The following is a 14297-nucleotide window of genomic DNA, read 5'->3' as shown; positions in this document are numbered from 1 at the left end:
CAGCGAGTCCGCTCAAGATCCCTTGACCGTACGGTCGGTGAACCGTTCTGTCGCTCGGTCGAGTGCATGTTTGCCCGCTCAACCTTTTGGCGTCGGAGGCGACCGGCAGGGCCGATAGACCAGCGCGATCAGCACGGTCACTGGCGTGGGGTCTTTAGCTGCGCCCCAACCTGCCGGAAGTGCTCGGGTTGTTTCCTTCAGTTGACGTCGCGGCGGGCGAGGCTGCAGAGACGGATGGCCGGCCGCAAGATCCGATCTCTCGATGGGAGCATCGGCAACGTCAAGATCGGGCCGGCTGGCTGTCGCGAGCCACCGTTCGGTTCACCTGGTCGTATCCGCCCCGATGATGCGCCGCCGTCTGCACTGGTGGAAGATCATCAAGCCCTGGGACGGCGGCATGATCGAGAGGGCACGTTCAACGTTCTGCTGATCCTCCTGCCGCTGGCCCAAGCCGCCGTGACGGCGGCTCAGGGATCGCTTGGAGCGTCAGGACACGAGGACCAACGTGAACGTGCAGTGGCTGCAAGAGGAGCGGTATGTCGAGCGTGTCTAACGGGGGTTGGCAGCCTCCACCAGCGCCACCGAGTCCGGCGGCGAGCCTCGGCTGGCGGATCCGGCACAGCCTCTGGCTGCTGCTGCCCGTCGCCGGGTGCGGCTTCCTGGCCGGTGCCGGATTCCTCTACGTCGGCCTGCGCGCCCGGCGTCCGGCCTGGTGGATCGCGGGCATCGTCTACCTGGTGATCGGGTGGACGTCCTTCGCCACTGTCGGTGAGGCGGACAAGACAAGCACCCTGAGCACTGTGGCAGTCGTCGTGCTCATGGCGCTGTGGGTGGCGAGCATCGTGCACGGTTTCGTCATCAACCCGTCCTGGCTGCGCTGGCGGGCCGGCCATGTTCCCTGGTACGCCCGGCCCCAGGCGGCGCCGCCCACCTGGCCTGGCAGCCAGCACCCACCAGTGCAGGCAGGATCACCGTCCCTGCCCACATCCGTACCGCCGGCCATCGCCGAGATGATGCCGCAGCCCGGCGCCTACTCGGGTAACGGGATCACGGCGGCGCCCGTACCCTCTCAACCGTCGCCGCTACCAGCGCCGCAACCGCCGTCGGCGCCAATGGCCGCGCCCCCGGGGGCCGTGGATGTCAACGCTGCAACGTTCGAACAGCTTGCCGCTCTTGCCCACTTTGACCCGGAGCGTGCGCAGCGGGTGGTGGCTGAACGGCAGGTGCGCCGCGGGTTCGGCAGCGTGGAGGAGTTCGCGGCCGTCGCGAACCTCGCGCCGCACGAGTTCGCTCATCTCAGAAGCCTGGTGACCTGCGTACCGCAGCAAGGGCTGCCCGCAATCTAGCCGCCGTCACCGAGCCGCAAGCGGCAGCTCCGTACGCCCGATCTCGAAGGTCGTCAGGATGCGATGAGCCCTTGATCCCTCGACCGGTACAGCTGCCACTCAAAGCCGGCGTCGAGGGCCTCGGAGTAACTGAAGGTGCCAGGGAGGGCGCTAAGGGGGGTGTCCCCGGTTTCTGATCTTTCCTCCGACCTCACAAGGAAGCTCGATACACGTTGCTGCAACCTGTAGCGAATTTCCTTGGTGGGATCTACGCCGTCCGTTACACGACGTAGTCGGTTTGGAGATATTGCCTGGTCAGGCCGCTACCTACCGTGAACCCGTCATCACGATCGGCCCTGGTGTCGGCGCCGGTTCCCCTGAACCGAGCAGCCGCCACCGGGGCCTCAGACGGGAGAAACACATGCGTGCTCAGAATGAATCCCGGCGGTTCGGTGCCCGAGCCTCCGTACTCGTGCTCGGTCTTGTCGTGGCTGGTGCGGTGGTCGCCCCGGCGAGCCCGGCTTCCGCCGCGGTCCCCGGCCTCGTCCGGATTTCCGCGACCAGCGTCAGCAACTCGACCGACTTCCACAGCGCCACGGCGACCTGCCCGGTCGGAAAGGTCCTGACCGGCACGGGCTACGAGCTGAACGGCGTCACCGGCGAGGGCATCGTGGACGACCTGCGACCCAACGGCGGCCCGGCCACCGCGCCGACGGCGGTCACCGTGGGCGCCTACGAGACGGAGGCGTTCGCCGGCAACTGGTCGGTGACGGCGTACGCGATCTGCGCCAACCCGCTGCCCGGCCTGGTGCGGGTCTCCGCGACCAGCGTCAGCAACTCCGCCGACTTCCACAGCGCCACGGCGACCTGCCCGGTCGGCAAGGTGCTGACAGGTACGGGTTATGAGCTGAACGGTGTGACCGGTGAGGGTGTCATCGACGACTTCCGCCCCAACGGTGGGGTCGCGGCGGCACCCACCTCGGTGAACGTTGGCGCCTACGAGTCGGACGCCACCGCCCTGAACTGGTCTGCGACCGCGTACGCCATCTGCGCCAACCCGCTGCCCGGCCTGGTGCGGGCGTCCTCGGTGGGTGCCAGCAACTCCCTGGACTTCCGCAGTGTCGTCGCGACCTGCCCGGTCGGGAAGGTGCTGACCGGCGCTGGCTACGAGCTGAACGGCGTCACCGGTGAGGGCATCGTGGACGACTTCCGTCCCAACGGTGGTCCCGCGACCGCCCCGACGTCGGCCGCCTCGGGTGCGTACGAGGAGGACGCGTTCGCCGGCAACTGGTCAGACACGGCGTACGCCATCTGCGCGACGGCGTAACAACACTCACCGGTGTGGCCGCCCCGCGAACACGCGGGGCGGCTGCACCGTTACCTGGCCAGCTCAGGAGCCGCCCTGGCGCTGGATCCGCTCGTCGCCCGAGACCTTGGCCCGGCCCAGGTCGCCCTCGGTGCCGGCCGGGCCGGTCGCGGTACGGCGGTGCCGTTGGTCGGGCGAGTGCTCCATGGGCGAACCTTGCCGGCCCGGAGCGCCGCTGCCCGGATGCCGCCGGCCTCGCGCCGACTCGCCGCCGCTGTCGTGTTTGTTCTGCTTGTGGCTACCCATGCATCGCGCGTACCCGGTCGCTCGGCGGCTAGGCCTGGTCCGGCGGACGTGTGACTGGTTCGGGCCGGGGTCGTTGCCTCGAGCGGACGACCAACAGGCTCTGGCTTCGTCCAGGATCCTCCGGACGAAGGCTGGTGGTGAGGCGCTCGAAACCCAGTGGCGCAGCGCCGCCGTGCGTCGTTACCGTGCTGCCGAACCAGGTCGTCTAGTCGAGGACGTGCCGTTGTACACCCTGTGAGACCTCCCAAGCGCTGATTTGTCGCGCGTCGCGCATGTGCGCCGCGCTCCTTTTTGCTGCGGACTTCTCACTGAAACCGGTGTACTTCTGTGCTCTACAACTGGATTGTTGTACCCACCTGCCTGCCTCTCGTTCGTCGCCGTTGCCACGTGTGCGCGTCCGACCGCTTCCAGGCAAGCGGCAACTTTCGCGTCAACGCAAACCACAAGCTCATCGACGCCTGGCTCCTCGCGCTCTGTGTCGTTTGCGGGGACACGGCAAAGCTCCCGGTCCTGGAACGGAAGACTGTGCGTTCCATACGACCTGAGCTGCTGGACCGGCTGCATGACAACGACCCTGGCCTGACAGCTGAGCTGCTCCAGGATCCGGTCGTGCAGCGCCGTGGTCGCATCGCCCTCGACTGGGACAACGCCTGGCGTCTCGACACTGGCGGATCGGATCACCTGCACCGCGAGGCGATCGACGTCTCGGTCCGATTTGCGGCGCGGATCCCTGTCCGGCCGGTGCGACTGATCGCTGAAGGTTGCGGTCTTTCGAGGGCAGAGGTCGAGAGACTGATCACGGAGGAGAAACTCGTTTCGGCAGTCCGGCTGAGCGGCAAGCTCTCCGGCGACTTCACCTTCACGCTCAAACCCTGATCCCTCCTCGGGACCACGGGCCTGTTCGGCATGATCCGCCGGACAGGCCCTGGTCCTGAGCCCGGTCCGAGCCATGGTGACGCGCAGGGCAGCTCGACACCAGACCGGGTGGTTCATGCCCCTCGATACCCCGATATGGCGTCAGCGGTCAGCGTGCGGGAGTGCCCGGCCATAGCGTTCGGGCGACGGAGATCCCATGCCTGCTTTGGGCGGCTGCTCCGCGATTCGAGGGAGGCAGTCATGACGATGACCGACGAGTTGACCTTGCCGGGGGAGCCGGCCCCGATCACTGTCGATCCGGACCGGTGGCGGGTGGCGCTGCCGCCGGACGCGTGGCCGGACAACTTCCCGTCGAGCGGCGAAATCTGGCGGCGCGACGTCTTCGCGGTGGCCGATGCGTACCGGACCGGCTCCGCGAGCCCCCGCCAGTTGCTGACCGCCGTGCTGATCTGGGGCTACGGATCCATCGGCTACGGCCCGTGGCGCGCCGCCAGGTCGCTCGGCGCCGACCCGGAGGGCAAACGTCTGGCGTACGCGCTAGAGGAGGTGTCCGCGTCAGCACCCGACGAGGACGCGCTGCGTACGGCGTACCGCCGCTTCCGCGACCCCAACCACGCTCGCCTGCCGTGGTTGGGGCCGGGACTGTTCACGAAGGTTCTCTACTTCGCCGGCTACCGGCGCGGGGCCGGCGGTCTGCAGCCGCTGATCCTCGACCGCGTCGTGGCCAGCGGTCTCCCCGTCGAGGCCGGCGTCGGCCGTCAAGCCGACTGGTTGTCCGAGGAGTGGCTCGCGTACCTCCGTTGGGCGGCCGAGCAGGCGCAGGCCCGAGGCGTTGAGCCGGACGAGGTGGAGATGACTGTCCGCAACGGGGCTGGGGCGGCTACGACATAGCGCGGAGGCGGGCGTCGAGCGCGTCGAGGTCGGGGACGAACCAGATGTGCTCGGCCCGGTTCGACTCGTGCACCAGGGCGCGCAGCGCCGAGCTCTCCGCCAGGTGGGCCGAGATGTCGCCGACCACCGCCAGTCGCATCCGGTAGTTGACGAACTTCTGCATCACGTCGCCCGCGAAGCGGGTGCCCAGCGAGAAGAAGCGCTCGTCGAGCCGGTTGGCTGGCACGGCCACCACCTGGGCGCCGAGGAAGGCCGCGCCGATGAGGTCCAGCGCGTCCTGCTCGGTGGCGACCGGCGGGCCGGCCGGGTCGCAGACCAGCACCTGGACCCCGGCGCGTTCCTGGACCTCGTCAGGCATCGTTGACCTCCCGGTCGAACAGGCCGTTGTCGGCGTTGAGTACGGCGTCGAGCAGGTGCAGCAACTCGGCGGTGGCGGCAGGGTCGCCCAGGATGATGATCTTCATGCGGCGCCGCTCCTCGTCGTGCACGGTCTGCACCCGCAGAGGGTTGGCGGGGTCGTGGCCGGTGTTGGCGCTGGCGAGCACGAGCGTGCCGAGCCGGTCGGCGGCGGCCCGGTCGACGCCGTCGATCTGCACGATGCTCGACACCTCCGCCGGCCCGGTGGCGGTGCCGGTGGTGGCTCGGGTCCGCCCGGTGAGCGCGTCGAGGTCACTGGCGGCGATCCGGTACTGCTTGCCGATCCGCACCGCCTTCAGCCGGCCGGAGCGGATGTAGCCGCGCACGGTACGCACGTGCAGCCCGAGCCGCTCGGCAACCTGCTCAACGGAGTACATGTCTTCCTTCATCGCTCCCTACCCTAACTCAGATAGGGAAGGTTAAGGAGTGATGAGGAGCACGCTCAGCATGAGTCGTTGACGACATCAGCTCCAAAGGGCCTGCGAACACTCCCCACGACGTCATGCGTCTTGAGCTGCGGGCGGAGAACCGCGCTGAGGATCCCCGGGTGTCGGACGGGTCCAGTACCGTCTGGAAACCATGGACGCGCGGCTCGGCGACGCCATCATCGGGCGGGATCATCCCGCGGGTCTGCTGCGCGCTGAGCTTAACCGGGCCGCCACCAGCCACGGCGGCCTCGTCCTGGTCACCGGCGAGCCGGGCATCGGTAAGACGACGCTGGTCACGGCCGCGGCGCGGGAGGCTCGGCAGCGCGGAGCACTGGTGCTCGGTGCCGCCTGCTGGGATTCCGACAGCGCCCCCGGCTACTGGCCGTGGGTTCAGGTGCTGCGCGGCCTGCAGCGATCCGCCGACGACTGGTCGGTGGCGCGTTCGACCGCGGAGCCGGCTCTCGCGGCCCTGCTGGGCGAGACCGACACCAGCGGCGAGCAGGCCGGTCGCACCGCCAGCTGGGCCGGCGTTGACACGGGCGGGGACATCGCCGACCGCGAGGCGTTCGCCCTGTACGACGCGGTGACCGCCGCCCTGGTCGCGGTCTCCCAGCACCGGCCGGTCGTGGTCGTCCTCGACGACCTGCACTGGGCCGACCCGGCGTCGCTGCGGCTGCTGGCGTTCGCCGCCCAGCACACCTGGTTCGAACGGCTGCTGCTGATCGGCACCTACCGCGACGCGGAGGTCGAGTCGGGCGAGCACCCGTTGCGCCCACTGCTGATGCCGCTGGTCACGAAGGCGACCACTGTCACCCTCACCGGCCTGTCCCGGGACGAGGTGGCCGCGCTGATGGCGCGTACCGCCGGGCGGGAGCCCGACGCCGGCCTGGTCGACGAGGTGCACCGGCGTACCGGTGGCAATCCGTTCTTCATCGAGCAGACCGCCCGGCTGTGGCGCGCCGGCGGTGCGGGCGGCACGATCGCACCCGGCGTACGGGAGGCGGTGCGGCGCCGCCTGGCCCAGTTGCCCGCGCCGGTGGTCGAGGCGCTCACCGTCGCCGCCGTGCTGGGCCGGGAGTTCCACCGTCAGGTCCTGGCGGCCAGCGCGGCCGCCCCGGCGGCGCAGGTCGATCGGCTGCTCGACCGGGCGGTGACCGCCCGGCTGGTCGTCAGCCGGGGTGGCGGCCGGTTCGCCTTCGCCCACGACCTGGTCCGGGAGACGCTCTACGACGGGCTCAGCGATGACGACCGGCGGGCCCGGCACGCCGCGGTCGTCCGGGCGGTCGACCCGCCGGCGGAGCTCAGCGGCCTGCTGATCCCGGCCGACCTGGCCCGTCACGCCTACCTGGCCGGCCCCGCGCTCGACCGGGCCCGGGTCACCGACCTGCTGGTCGCCGCTGGGCGGGACGCGCACGCCCGGCTGGCCACCGACGAGGCGGGGGTGCACTTTCACCGGGCGCTGGAGGTCGTCGAAGACCCGGCGCAGCGGGTGCGGATCCTCGTCGAGTTCGGTGAGGTGTTCTACCACCACGCCGGCCGGGAAGAGGCAGGTCAAATTTTCGCCGAGGCCGCGACGCTGGCCCGTACGCTCGACGATCCGGTGCTGCTGGCCCGCGTCGCGCTCACCGTCCACCGCTCCCGCCAGGTGGAGACCAGGCGCTCGGTGGAGGCGGCGGAGCTGGTGCGGGAGGCGTACCGGCGGTTGATCGGCGAGCCGGACGGCACCGCGCCGGTTGGCACGCTGATCGCCGACCTGATCACCGCCACCGAGACGATCGCCCGTCGGGGCAGCGACGACGAGACCCTCACCTTCAGCCTGTGGGCCCGCCACGACACCACCTGGGGGTTGGGCACCGCAGCGGCCCGGGCAGCGCTCACCTCGGAGATCCGGGACGTGGCCCGCCGCGCCGGCGACCGGGAGACCGAGCTGTGGGCCACCTCGCTGCGCTGGGTGGCGCTGCTGGAACTGGGCGACCCCCGCTTCGTCGAGGAGTTCAGCTCCTTTGTCACCGGCGGCGGTCAAGACGACCTCGCCCGGCACAGGATGGCAGCGACCGTCGACAGTGGAATCATCGCGGCGTTCCGGGGTGACTTCGCCGAGGCCGACGAGCGGTTCGCCGTCCTCACCGATATCGCCGACCCGGGCCACGCCGAGTTCGCGTTCATGGGCCATCATCTGTTCTGGTCCCGGCTGCTGCTGCAGGGCCGGTTCGACGAGGTCGACGTACTGCTGGACGGATTGGCCCCGGCCGACTACCCCTACCGGGAGCTGCTGCGGGCGATCACCGCGGCGGAACGCGGCGACGACGAGACGGCCGTCCGGCTGACCGCCGGCATCGAGGCCGCCGACATCAGGTACCCGCGCCCGGTGTCGCCGCTCTGGCTGCGGCTACGCGCGCAGGCCGCCGCGGCGTCCCGCGACCCGCAGCACTGCGACGACGCACGAGCTGCCCTCGCCCCGCACCGTGGAGAGTGGACGGTCGGGCTGTTCGGCTGCGACATCAGCGGGCCCGTCGACCACTGGCTGGCGGTGGTCGACGCCGCGCAGGAGCGCTGGGACGACGCCATCGCCGGCTTCGCGGCGGCCCGCGACGCCGCCGACCGGATGGGCTCGCGGCCCTGGTCACTCATCGCCCGCGCCGGACTGGCGAACGCCCTGGCCGGCCGAGGCGACCCGGGCGATGTCGAGACACTGGCCGCGCTGCGTACCGCCACCGCCCGGGAGGCCACCGCCCTCGGCATGGCCCAGGTGCTCGACCGGCTCGCCGGCCCGACACCCACCGCCGCCGCCACCCCAGCCGTCGCGCCGAGCCAGAGCCTCGCGCCAAGCCGGGCCACCGCGCAGGGCCAGGCCACCGCGTCGGGTCAGGCCACCGCGCAGGGCCAACGCGCTGCGCCAGGCGAAATCGTCGAACCGGGCCGCGCCGGGGCAGGCCAGGCCGTCGGGCTGCGCCAGGTCGCGCCGGCCGCAGCGCCGGTCGAGGAGTACGAGTTCCGCCGCGACGGGCTGGTCTGGCAGCTCGCCTACGCCGGAGCTGTCGTACACCTGCCCGACGCCAAGGGGCTGCACGATCTGCACCTGCTGCTGAGCCGGCCGGGCAGCGACGTCCCGGCAGTGGAGCTGCTCGATCCGACCGCCGGTCCGGAGTTGGCCGCCGCCCGACGGATGGGCGGCGACCCGGTCCTCGACGACGAGGCGAAGGCGCGCTACCGGCGGCACCTGGAGCGCCTCGACGAGGAGATCGACCGGGCCGCCGCGCGCGGCGACGACCGGAAGGTGGCCGCGCTGGACGTGGAACGCGGCGCACTGCTCGACGAGTTGCGGGCGGCCGCCGGGCTGGCCGGTCGGAGCCGCCGGCTGGGTGACGAGGCCGAGCGGGCCCGCAAGACGGTGACCGCGCGGATCCGGGACACGCTGCGCAAGCTCGACGAGCGTCATCCGGCGCTCGCCGGACACCTGCGCGAGTCCGTCTCGACCGGGAGCACCTGCCGTTATCTGCCGCCCGAGCCGCTTCCCTGGCGGCTCTGAGCCGGTGGTTCACTGACCCGTCTCGCCTGCTCTTCCTGCACTTGGCTGGCGGTGTGGAGGAAGTCGAGGATCGTCGCGAGTTGGTCCTCGTCGTACCTGCCGAGGGCCTGTGCGCCGGCGGCGCCGACGGGTAGGTAGATGTCCTGTTCGATGGTGCGTGCGGCGTCCGTGGCGCTGACCAGGACCCGCCGTCGGTTTTCGGAGTCCCGGATACGGCTGACCAGGCCGGCCCGCTCCAGGCGGTCGATGACCGTGGTGGTCGCAGCTGGGCTGAGCTTGAGGGCGCTGGTGAGTTCCCCCGCCGACATCGGACCACCGTTGGCCAGGAGGAGATCCAGCGCGCGAAGGTCCGTGCGGTTGAGCCCGAGCCGAGCGGCGGCAGCTTCCTCGAAGGCGTCGAAGCTCTGTTGGAGCAGCCGCACGTGCATCGCGACGTCACGGATCAGTGCATCTTTCGACATTCGAAACCTTCTGATATCGTAGTCTTCGGTCATCGAAACGATATCAGACGGGGAGCGCACAATGACAGCCGACGACCGTGACCTCAGGGATCTGTTCGACCGGCTCATGCAGGCCTGGACCGACAACGACGCCGTCGCCTACGGCGCCTGCTTCACCGAGGACTCCGATTACGTCTCCTACGACGGCACCCGCGCCATCGGACGACTCGACATGCAGAACGCTCACGACCGGCTCTTCCGGGGGGTGCTTGCCGGATCGGCACTCGTCGGCGACCTCGAGTCGATCCGGCACATTGCTCCGGGGGTGGCGATCCTCCACGGCACGGCCTCGGTGCTGATGCCCTGGCGTGCGAAGCTGCCGAAGCGACGCCTGTCCCGGCAGACGCTGGTCGCCGTGCGCACCGAACATGGCTGGCTGTTCACGGCTCTACACAACGGAAGGGTGCGCCCGGTGCGAATCCCGGCCCCGGAATCGCTACCCTCTCGTATGGCTCAGGCCATGGGCCACGCCGCACGCCGCCTTGGGGTCGGCCGGGCGTCAGAGCAGGGTCAGCGGCGGTTGTAGCGGTACATGGTCAGCGTGCCAAAGACGACCACGAACCCGGCGCTCCACGCCAGCAACCACATCGTGCTGGACGCATCCGACGTGCCGGCCATCGCCGCGCGGACGGCGGCGACCAGCTGCGTCACCGGGTTGACGTTCACGAACGCCTGGAGCCAGCCGGGCATGGTGCTCGGCTCGACGAAGACGTTGCTCAGGAACGTCAACGGGAACAGCACCATCATGCTGACGCCCATCACCGACTTCTCGCTGCGCAGGACCAGCCCGAAGAACGTCCACACCCAGGAGAACGCGAACGAGAAGACCACCAGCAGCCCGATCCCGGCGGCCACGCCGGCCACCCCGCCGTCGGGCCGGAACCCGAGCGCCAGCCCGACGCCGAGGATCACCAGGGCGGCGAGGATGTAGCGCAGCACGTCGCCGAAGATCATGCCGACCAGGGCGGCCGGCCGCCAGACCGGCAGCGTCCGGAAGCGGTCGAAGATGCCCTTCTCGATGTCGGTGTTGAGGCCGACGCCGGTGTACATGGTGATCATCACGACGCTGGTCACCATGATGCCGGGCAGGAAGAACTGCAGGTAGTCGCGCGGGCTGTCGGCCAGGGCGCCACCGAACAGGTACGTGAACATCAGCACCATGATGATCGGGAACGCGGTCACGTCGAAGAGCTGCTCCGGCACGTGCTTGATCTTCAACATGGCCCGCCAGCCGAAGGTGAGCGACGCGCCCAGCGCGCTCGGTCGGGGCGGTCGGGCACCGGGCGCGAGCACGGTCGCCAGCGCCTCGGCGGACGGCACGTAGACCGACGGCGCCCGTTCGGTCGTGGTGGTGGTGGCGTTGCTCATCGGGCTGCCTCCAGCTGGTCGTCCCGCTCGTCGGCGGGCACGGCAGGGTGGTCGGTCAGGGCCAGGAAGACCTCGTCGAGGCTCGGCTGGCCGAGGGAGAAGTCGTCGACGACGATGCCGGCGCGGGCAAGGTCGCCGAGCGCGCGGGCGGCCTGCGCGCTGGCGTCGAGGTCGCTGCCGGCCTCGCCGACACGGGCGAGCAGCGCGACCGGGTCGGCTTCGAGCTGCACCGGTACGCCCAATGCCGCATGGAGCACCTTCTCCGCCTCGGGCCGCTGCCCGGGGTCACGCAGTCGCAGGTGGACGGTGCCGGAGCCGACCGACGACTTCAGCTCGCCCGGGGTGCCCTCCGCGATCACCCGGCCGTGGTCGACGACCGCGATCCGCCCGGCGAGCTGGTCGGCCTCATCCAGGTACTGGGTGGTCAGCAGCACCGTCGTGCCGTGTGCCACCACGGCCCGGACGATTTCCCACACCTGGTTTCGGCTGCGCGGATCCAGGCCGGTGGTCGGCTCGTCGAGGAAGAGCAGGTCGGGGGTGTTGAGGATGCTGGCGGCGATGTCGATGCGCCGCCGCATCCCGCCGGAGTACTTCTTCACCTGGCGGTCGCTCGCCTCGGTCAGGCCGAACGCGGCGAGCAGGGCCGCCGCGCGCTCGCGGGCGGCCGGCTTGCGCAGGCCGAGCAGGCGGGCCAGGAGCACCAGGTTCTCGGTGCCGGTCAGGTCCTCGTCGACCGAGGCGTACTGGCCGGTGAGGCTGACCCGGCTGCGGACCGCGTCGGCCTCGGTGACGACGTCGTGCCCGAAGACCCGGGCCGTGCCGCCGTCGGGTCGCAGCAGCGTCGCGAGCACCCGCACTGCGGTGGTCTTGCCCGCCCCGTTCGGGCCGAGCAGGCCGTAGACGGTGCCGGCGGGCACCTGCAGGTCGATGCCGGCCAGCGCCCGGGTGTCCCCGAACGAGCGGGTGAGCCCTTCGGCCTCGATGGCCAGGCCGGTGGTGCGTCTACTCATGATCCTTACCTTTCATCGGTCGTCGTGTTCAGGAGGCGGCGTTCAGGAGACGTAGGGCCGGGCGGCGCGGCCGTCGCGCAACGCCAGACCCCACCAGCGGAGCTGGTCGAGCAGGACGCGGGCGTCGCGGCGCAGCTCGTCGGTGCAGTGCGGCGTCTGCTCGCCGGCGAGCAGGTCGATGCCGACGACGTCGCGCACCGTCATCGCGTGCAGCGCCGTGAAGACCGTGCGCAGCTGGTCGACCGCGTGCAGGCCGGTGGACCGGCAGCCGTACGACACGAAGCCGACCGGCTTGGCCTGCCACTCGTCATACGCGTAGTCGATCGCCTGTTTCAAGGGTGCCGGGAAGCTGTGGTTGTACTCCGGGGTGACCACTACGAACGCGTCCGCCCGGCTCACCTCGCGGACGAACGCCCGGATGGAAGCGGTCGGCTCGGCGGGGTAGCTGGCCGGAAAGTCGTACTCGGTCAGGTCAACGACCGTCACCGCGAGGTCGTCGTGCCGCTCGGCCTGGTCGACGAACCAGCGGGTGACCCGGTCCCCGGCCCGCCCCTCCCGGGTGCTGCCGATGATCACGGCGATCCTGAGCGGCGTCATCGTTTCCCCCCCCCGGGCCTCTCGGTCTCACCCAGCAGGCGCGAGGAGACGGCCGGCGCCCCGCCAGATCGGATCTAGCGGGCGGCGTTTCGGGGACCGATGTCAGAGCCATCGGCTTGACTGGGGCCGAGGAACAGGGGGCGCGATGGCGCAGGTACGCATCGAACCGTGGCACGAGGACGACCTCGACCTGCTGCGGCAGCTCAACTCACCGGACACGCGCAAGCACACCGGCGGGCCGGAGACCGACGAGCAGGTGCTCGCCCGGCACGACCGCTACGTGCACTTCGCCGAGGGCGGGCAGGGCTGCATGTTCACCCTGGTGCTGCCGGACGGCGCGCGAGCGGGCAGCGTCGGCTACTGGGCCCGGGAGTGGCGCGAGCAGCCGGTGTACGAGATGGGCTGGGCGGTGCTGCCCGCGTACCGGGGACAGGGGCTGGCCACCGCCGCGGTGCTCGCGGTCGCCGACGTGGCCCGCGCCCGGCGGACCCGCCGCTACGCGCACGCCTACCCCTCGGTCGACAACCCGGCCTCGAACGCGGTCTGTCGCAAGGCAGGCTTCACACTGCTCGGCGAGACCGGCTTCGAATACCCGCCGGGGCACATGATGCGCGCCAACGACTGGCAGCTCGACCTGACCGCCCCGCCGGCGACGGGCTGACGCCGGCGGGACGGTGCCTGACGGGTCACCAGGTGGTGTCGAGGCGGTGCCGCTGCTCGGCGGTCAGCTCCAGGTCCACCGCGGCCAGGCTCTCCTCCAGCTGAGCCACCGAGGACGCGCCCACCAGCGGGATCGACGGCAGGTCGCCGCCCAGCAACCAGGCCAGCACCACCTGGTTGACCGTCGCGCCGGTCTCACCGGCCACCTCGCGCAGCGCGGCCAGCCGGCGCGGCGCGCTCGGCAGGTCGTACGCCTCGCTGAGCGGCTTGTCCGCCCGGGTGAACGCTCCCTTGAGCAGCGGCGAGTACGCCACCAGGGTCAGCTCCGGCTCGGCGCGCAGGTAGCTGAGCAGGTCGCCGCTGACGCCACCCGGCTCGCCGTCCGGGTCCAGCGCGCTGGCCAGGTCGGTGCGGTTCGGCAGGTAGCTGCGGTGGTACTGGAGCACCTCGTACCCGGGCAGGCCGGCCGCGGCGGCCAGCGCGCGGGCCCGCTCGACCCGCCACGCCCGGTGGTTGCTCGCCCCCAGCAGGCCCACCGTTCCCTCGCCGACCAGCTCGGCGAAGCCCTCCACGGTCTCCGCCAGCGGCACCGTCCGATCCTCGATGTGCGCGTAGAGCAGGTCCAGCCGTTCCACGCCGAGCCGGTCCCGGCTGCGCTCGGCGGACTCGCGGATCACCTTCGCGGACAGGCCCTCGGCGTTGTCCAGGTAGCTGGTCCCCGGGGCCAGCGGGCGGGCCCCCAGCTTGGTGGCGATGACGATCTCGGAGCCGACGCCCCGGCTGCGCCGCCACCGGCCGAGCAGCTCCTCGCTCTGCCCGCCCTGCCCGTCGTCCACCCAGAACGCGTAGTTGTCCGACGTGTCGATGAAGGTGCCGCCGGCCTCGACGTACCGGTCGAGGATCGCGTACGAGGTGGTCTCGTCGGTGACGCTGCCGAACAGCATCGCGCCGAGGCTGAGCACGCTGACCTCGCGCCGGGTCGCCGGGTCGGTGCCGATCGTGCGGTACAGCATGGTGGTTCTCCTTCCGTGCGCCCTACCGGTGGGCGCCCGCACGCCACCCTGCCGGCTGGAGCGCACTCCAG

Annotated in this window: 15 protein-coding genes; 7 read left to right on the top strand and 8 right to left on the bottom strand. The window is 70.9% G+C overall.

Going from position 1 to position 14297, the window contains the following annotated elements; genetic code table 11:
* Window positions 1-536: 536 nt before the first annotated feature.
* Both GA0070607_RS07380 and GA0070607_RS07375 read left to right on the top strand, forming a co-directional pair.
* Window positions 537-1346 (top strand): ComEA family DNA-binding protein, encoded by an 810-nt coding sequence (locus tag GA0070607_RS07380; protein WP_089017516.1) that lies wholly within the window; start codon window positions 537-539, stop codon window positions 1344-1346.
* A 400-nt stretch (window positions 1347-1746) separates the two neighbouring features.
* Window positions 1747-2652, top strand: a complete 906-nt coding sequence (locus tag GA0070607_RS07375; protein WP_157743099.1) for a hypothetical protein — start codon at window positions 1747-1749, stop codon at window positions 2650-2652.
* A 63-nt stretch (window positions 2653-2715) separates the two neighbouring features.
* Here GA0070607_RS07375 and GA0070607_RS33760 read toward each other — a convergent pair whose 3' ends face one another.
* Window positions 2716-2838, bottom strand: coding sequence for a hypothetical protein (locus GA0070607_RS33760; protein WP_269458419.1), 123 nt, complete (start codon window positions 2836-2838; stop codon window positions 2716-2718).
* Window positions 2839-3264: 426 nt separating this feature from the next.
* Between GA0070607_RS33760 and GA0070607_RS07370 the strand changes: the two genes are divergently transcribed.
* The gene (locus GA0070607_RS07370; protein ID WP_089017514.1) at window positions 3265-3813 is read left to right on the top strand and encodes a DUF1062 domain-containing protein; all 549 of its coding nucleotides are present in this window, start codon (window positions 3265-3267) and stop codon (window positions 3811-3813) included.
* Between the two features lie 240 nt (window positions 3814-4053).
* A complete protein-coding gene (locus GA0070607_RS07365; RefSeq protein ID WP_089017513.1) occupies window positions 4054-4704 on the top strand; it encodes an 8-oxoguanine DNA glycosylase OGG fold protein in 651 nt (216 codons plus the stop codon).
* Here the strand turns inward: GA0070607_RS07365 and GA0070607_RS07360 are convergent.
* Complete coding sequence (locus tag GA0070607_RS07360) at window positions 4694-5062, bottom strand: DUF4180 domain-containing protein (RefSeq protein WP_089017512.1); 369 nt, start codon at window positions 5060-5062, stop codon at window positions 4694-4696. The genes GA0070607_RS07365 and GA0070607_RS07360 overlap by 11 nt on opposite strands.
* Complete coding sequence (locus GA0070607_RS07355; RefSeq protein ID WP_197701242.1) at window positions 5055-5510, bottom strand: helix-turn-helix domain-containing protein; 456 nt, start codon at window positions 5508-5510, stop codon at window positions 5055-5057. Before GA0070607_RS07355 ends, GA0070607_RS07360 begins: the two co-directional genes overlap by 8 nt.
* 190 nt (window positions 5511-5700) lie before the next feature.
* Here GA0070607_RS07355 and GA0070607_RS07350 point away from each other — a divergent pair, with 190 nt between their 5' ends.
* Window positions 5701-9078 carry an ATP-binding protein gene (locus GA0070607_RS07350; RefSeq protein WP_089017510.1) on the top strand — a complete coding sequence of 1126 codons (3378 nt, stop codon included), beginning with the start codon at window positions 5701-5703 and terminating at the stop codon, window positions 9076-9078.
* On the opposite strand, the gene GA0070607_RS07345 is transcribed toward GA0070607_RS07350, so the two are convergent.
* Window positions 9042-9572 carry a MarR family transcriptional regulator gene (locus tag GA0070607_RS07345; RefSeq protein ID WP_231930888.1) on the bottom strand — a complete coding sequence of 177 codons (531 nt, stop codon included), beginning with the start codon at window positions 9570-9572 and terminating at the stop codon, window positions 9042-9044. The genes GA0070607_RS07350 and GA0070607_RS07345 overlap by 37 nt on opposite strands.
* A 28-nt stretch (window positions 9573-9600) precedes the next feature.
* On the opposite strand from GA0070607_RS07345, the gene GA0070607_RS07340 reads away from it, so the two are divergent.
* The gene (locus GA0070607_RS07340) at window positions 9601-10104 is read left to right on the top strand and encodes an SgcJ/EcaC family oxidoreductase (protein WP_089017508.1); all 504 of its coding nucleotides are present in this window, start codon (window positions 9601-9603) and stop codon (window positions 10102-10104) included.
* Here GA0070607_RS07340 and GA0070607_RS07335 read toward each other — a convergent pair.
* Genes GA0070607_RS07335 through GA0070607_RS07325 form a run of 3 tightly spaced genes read right to left on the bottom strand, consistent with a single transcriptional unit; the run spans window position 10089 to window position 12553 of the window.
* The gene (locus tag GA0070607_RS07335) at window positions 10089-10946 is read right to left on the bottom strand and encodes an ABC transporter permease (RefSeq protein WP_089017507.1); all 858 of its coding nucleotides are present in this window, start codon (window positions 10944-10946) and stop codon (window positions 10089-10091) included. The genes GA0070607_RS07340 and GA0070607_RS07335 overlap by 16 nt on opposite strands.
* On the bottom strand, window positions 10943-11956 hold the full coding sequence (locus tag GA0070607_RS07330; RefSeq protein ID WP_089017506.1) for an ATP-binding cassette domain-containing protein: 1014 nt from the start codon (window positions 11954-11956) through the stop codon (window positions 10943-10945). The genes GA0070607_RS07335 and GA0070607_RS07330 overlap by 4 nt, the downstream gene beginning before the upstream one ends.
* Before the next feature lie 42 nt (window positions 11957-11998).
* Window positions 11999-12553, bottom strand: coding sequence for an NADPH-dependent FMN reductase (locus GA0070607_RS07325; RefSeq protein ID WP_089017505.1), 555 nt, complete (start codon window positions 12551-12553; stop codon window positions 11999-12001).
* A 145-nt stretch (window positions 12554-12698) separates the two neighbouring features.
* Here GA0070607_RS07325 and GA0070607_RS07320 point away from each other — a divergent pair, with 145 nt between their 5' ends.
* A complete protein-coding gene (locus GA0070607_RS07320; protein WP_089017504.1) occupies window positions 12699-13214 on the top strand; it encodes a GNAT family N-acetyltransferase in 516 nt (171 codons plus the stop codon).
* A gap of 25 nt (window positions 13215-13239) precedes the next feature.
* Here the strand turns inward: GA0070607_RS07320 and GA0070607_RS07315 are convergent, their stop codons facing one another.
* Window positions 13240-14226, bottom strand: a complete 987-nt coding sequence (locus GA0070607_RS07315) for an aldo/keto reductase (RefSeq protein ID WP_089017503.1) — start codon at window positions 14224-14226, stop codon at window positions 13240-13242.
* Window positions 14227-14297 lie beyond the last annotated feature (71 nt).

Origin of the sequence: Micromonospora coriariae (assembly GCF_900091455.1) — a bacterium.
Taxonomy (GTDB): Bacteria; Actinomycetota; Actinomycetes; order Mycobacteriales; family Micromonosporaceae; genus Micromonospora; species Micromonospora coriariae.
This window is presented reverse-complemented; position numbering and strand designations above follow the sequence as displayed.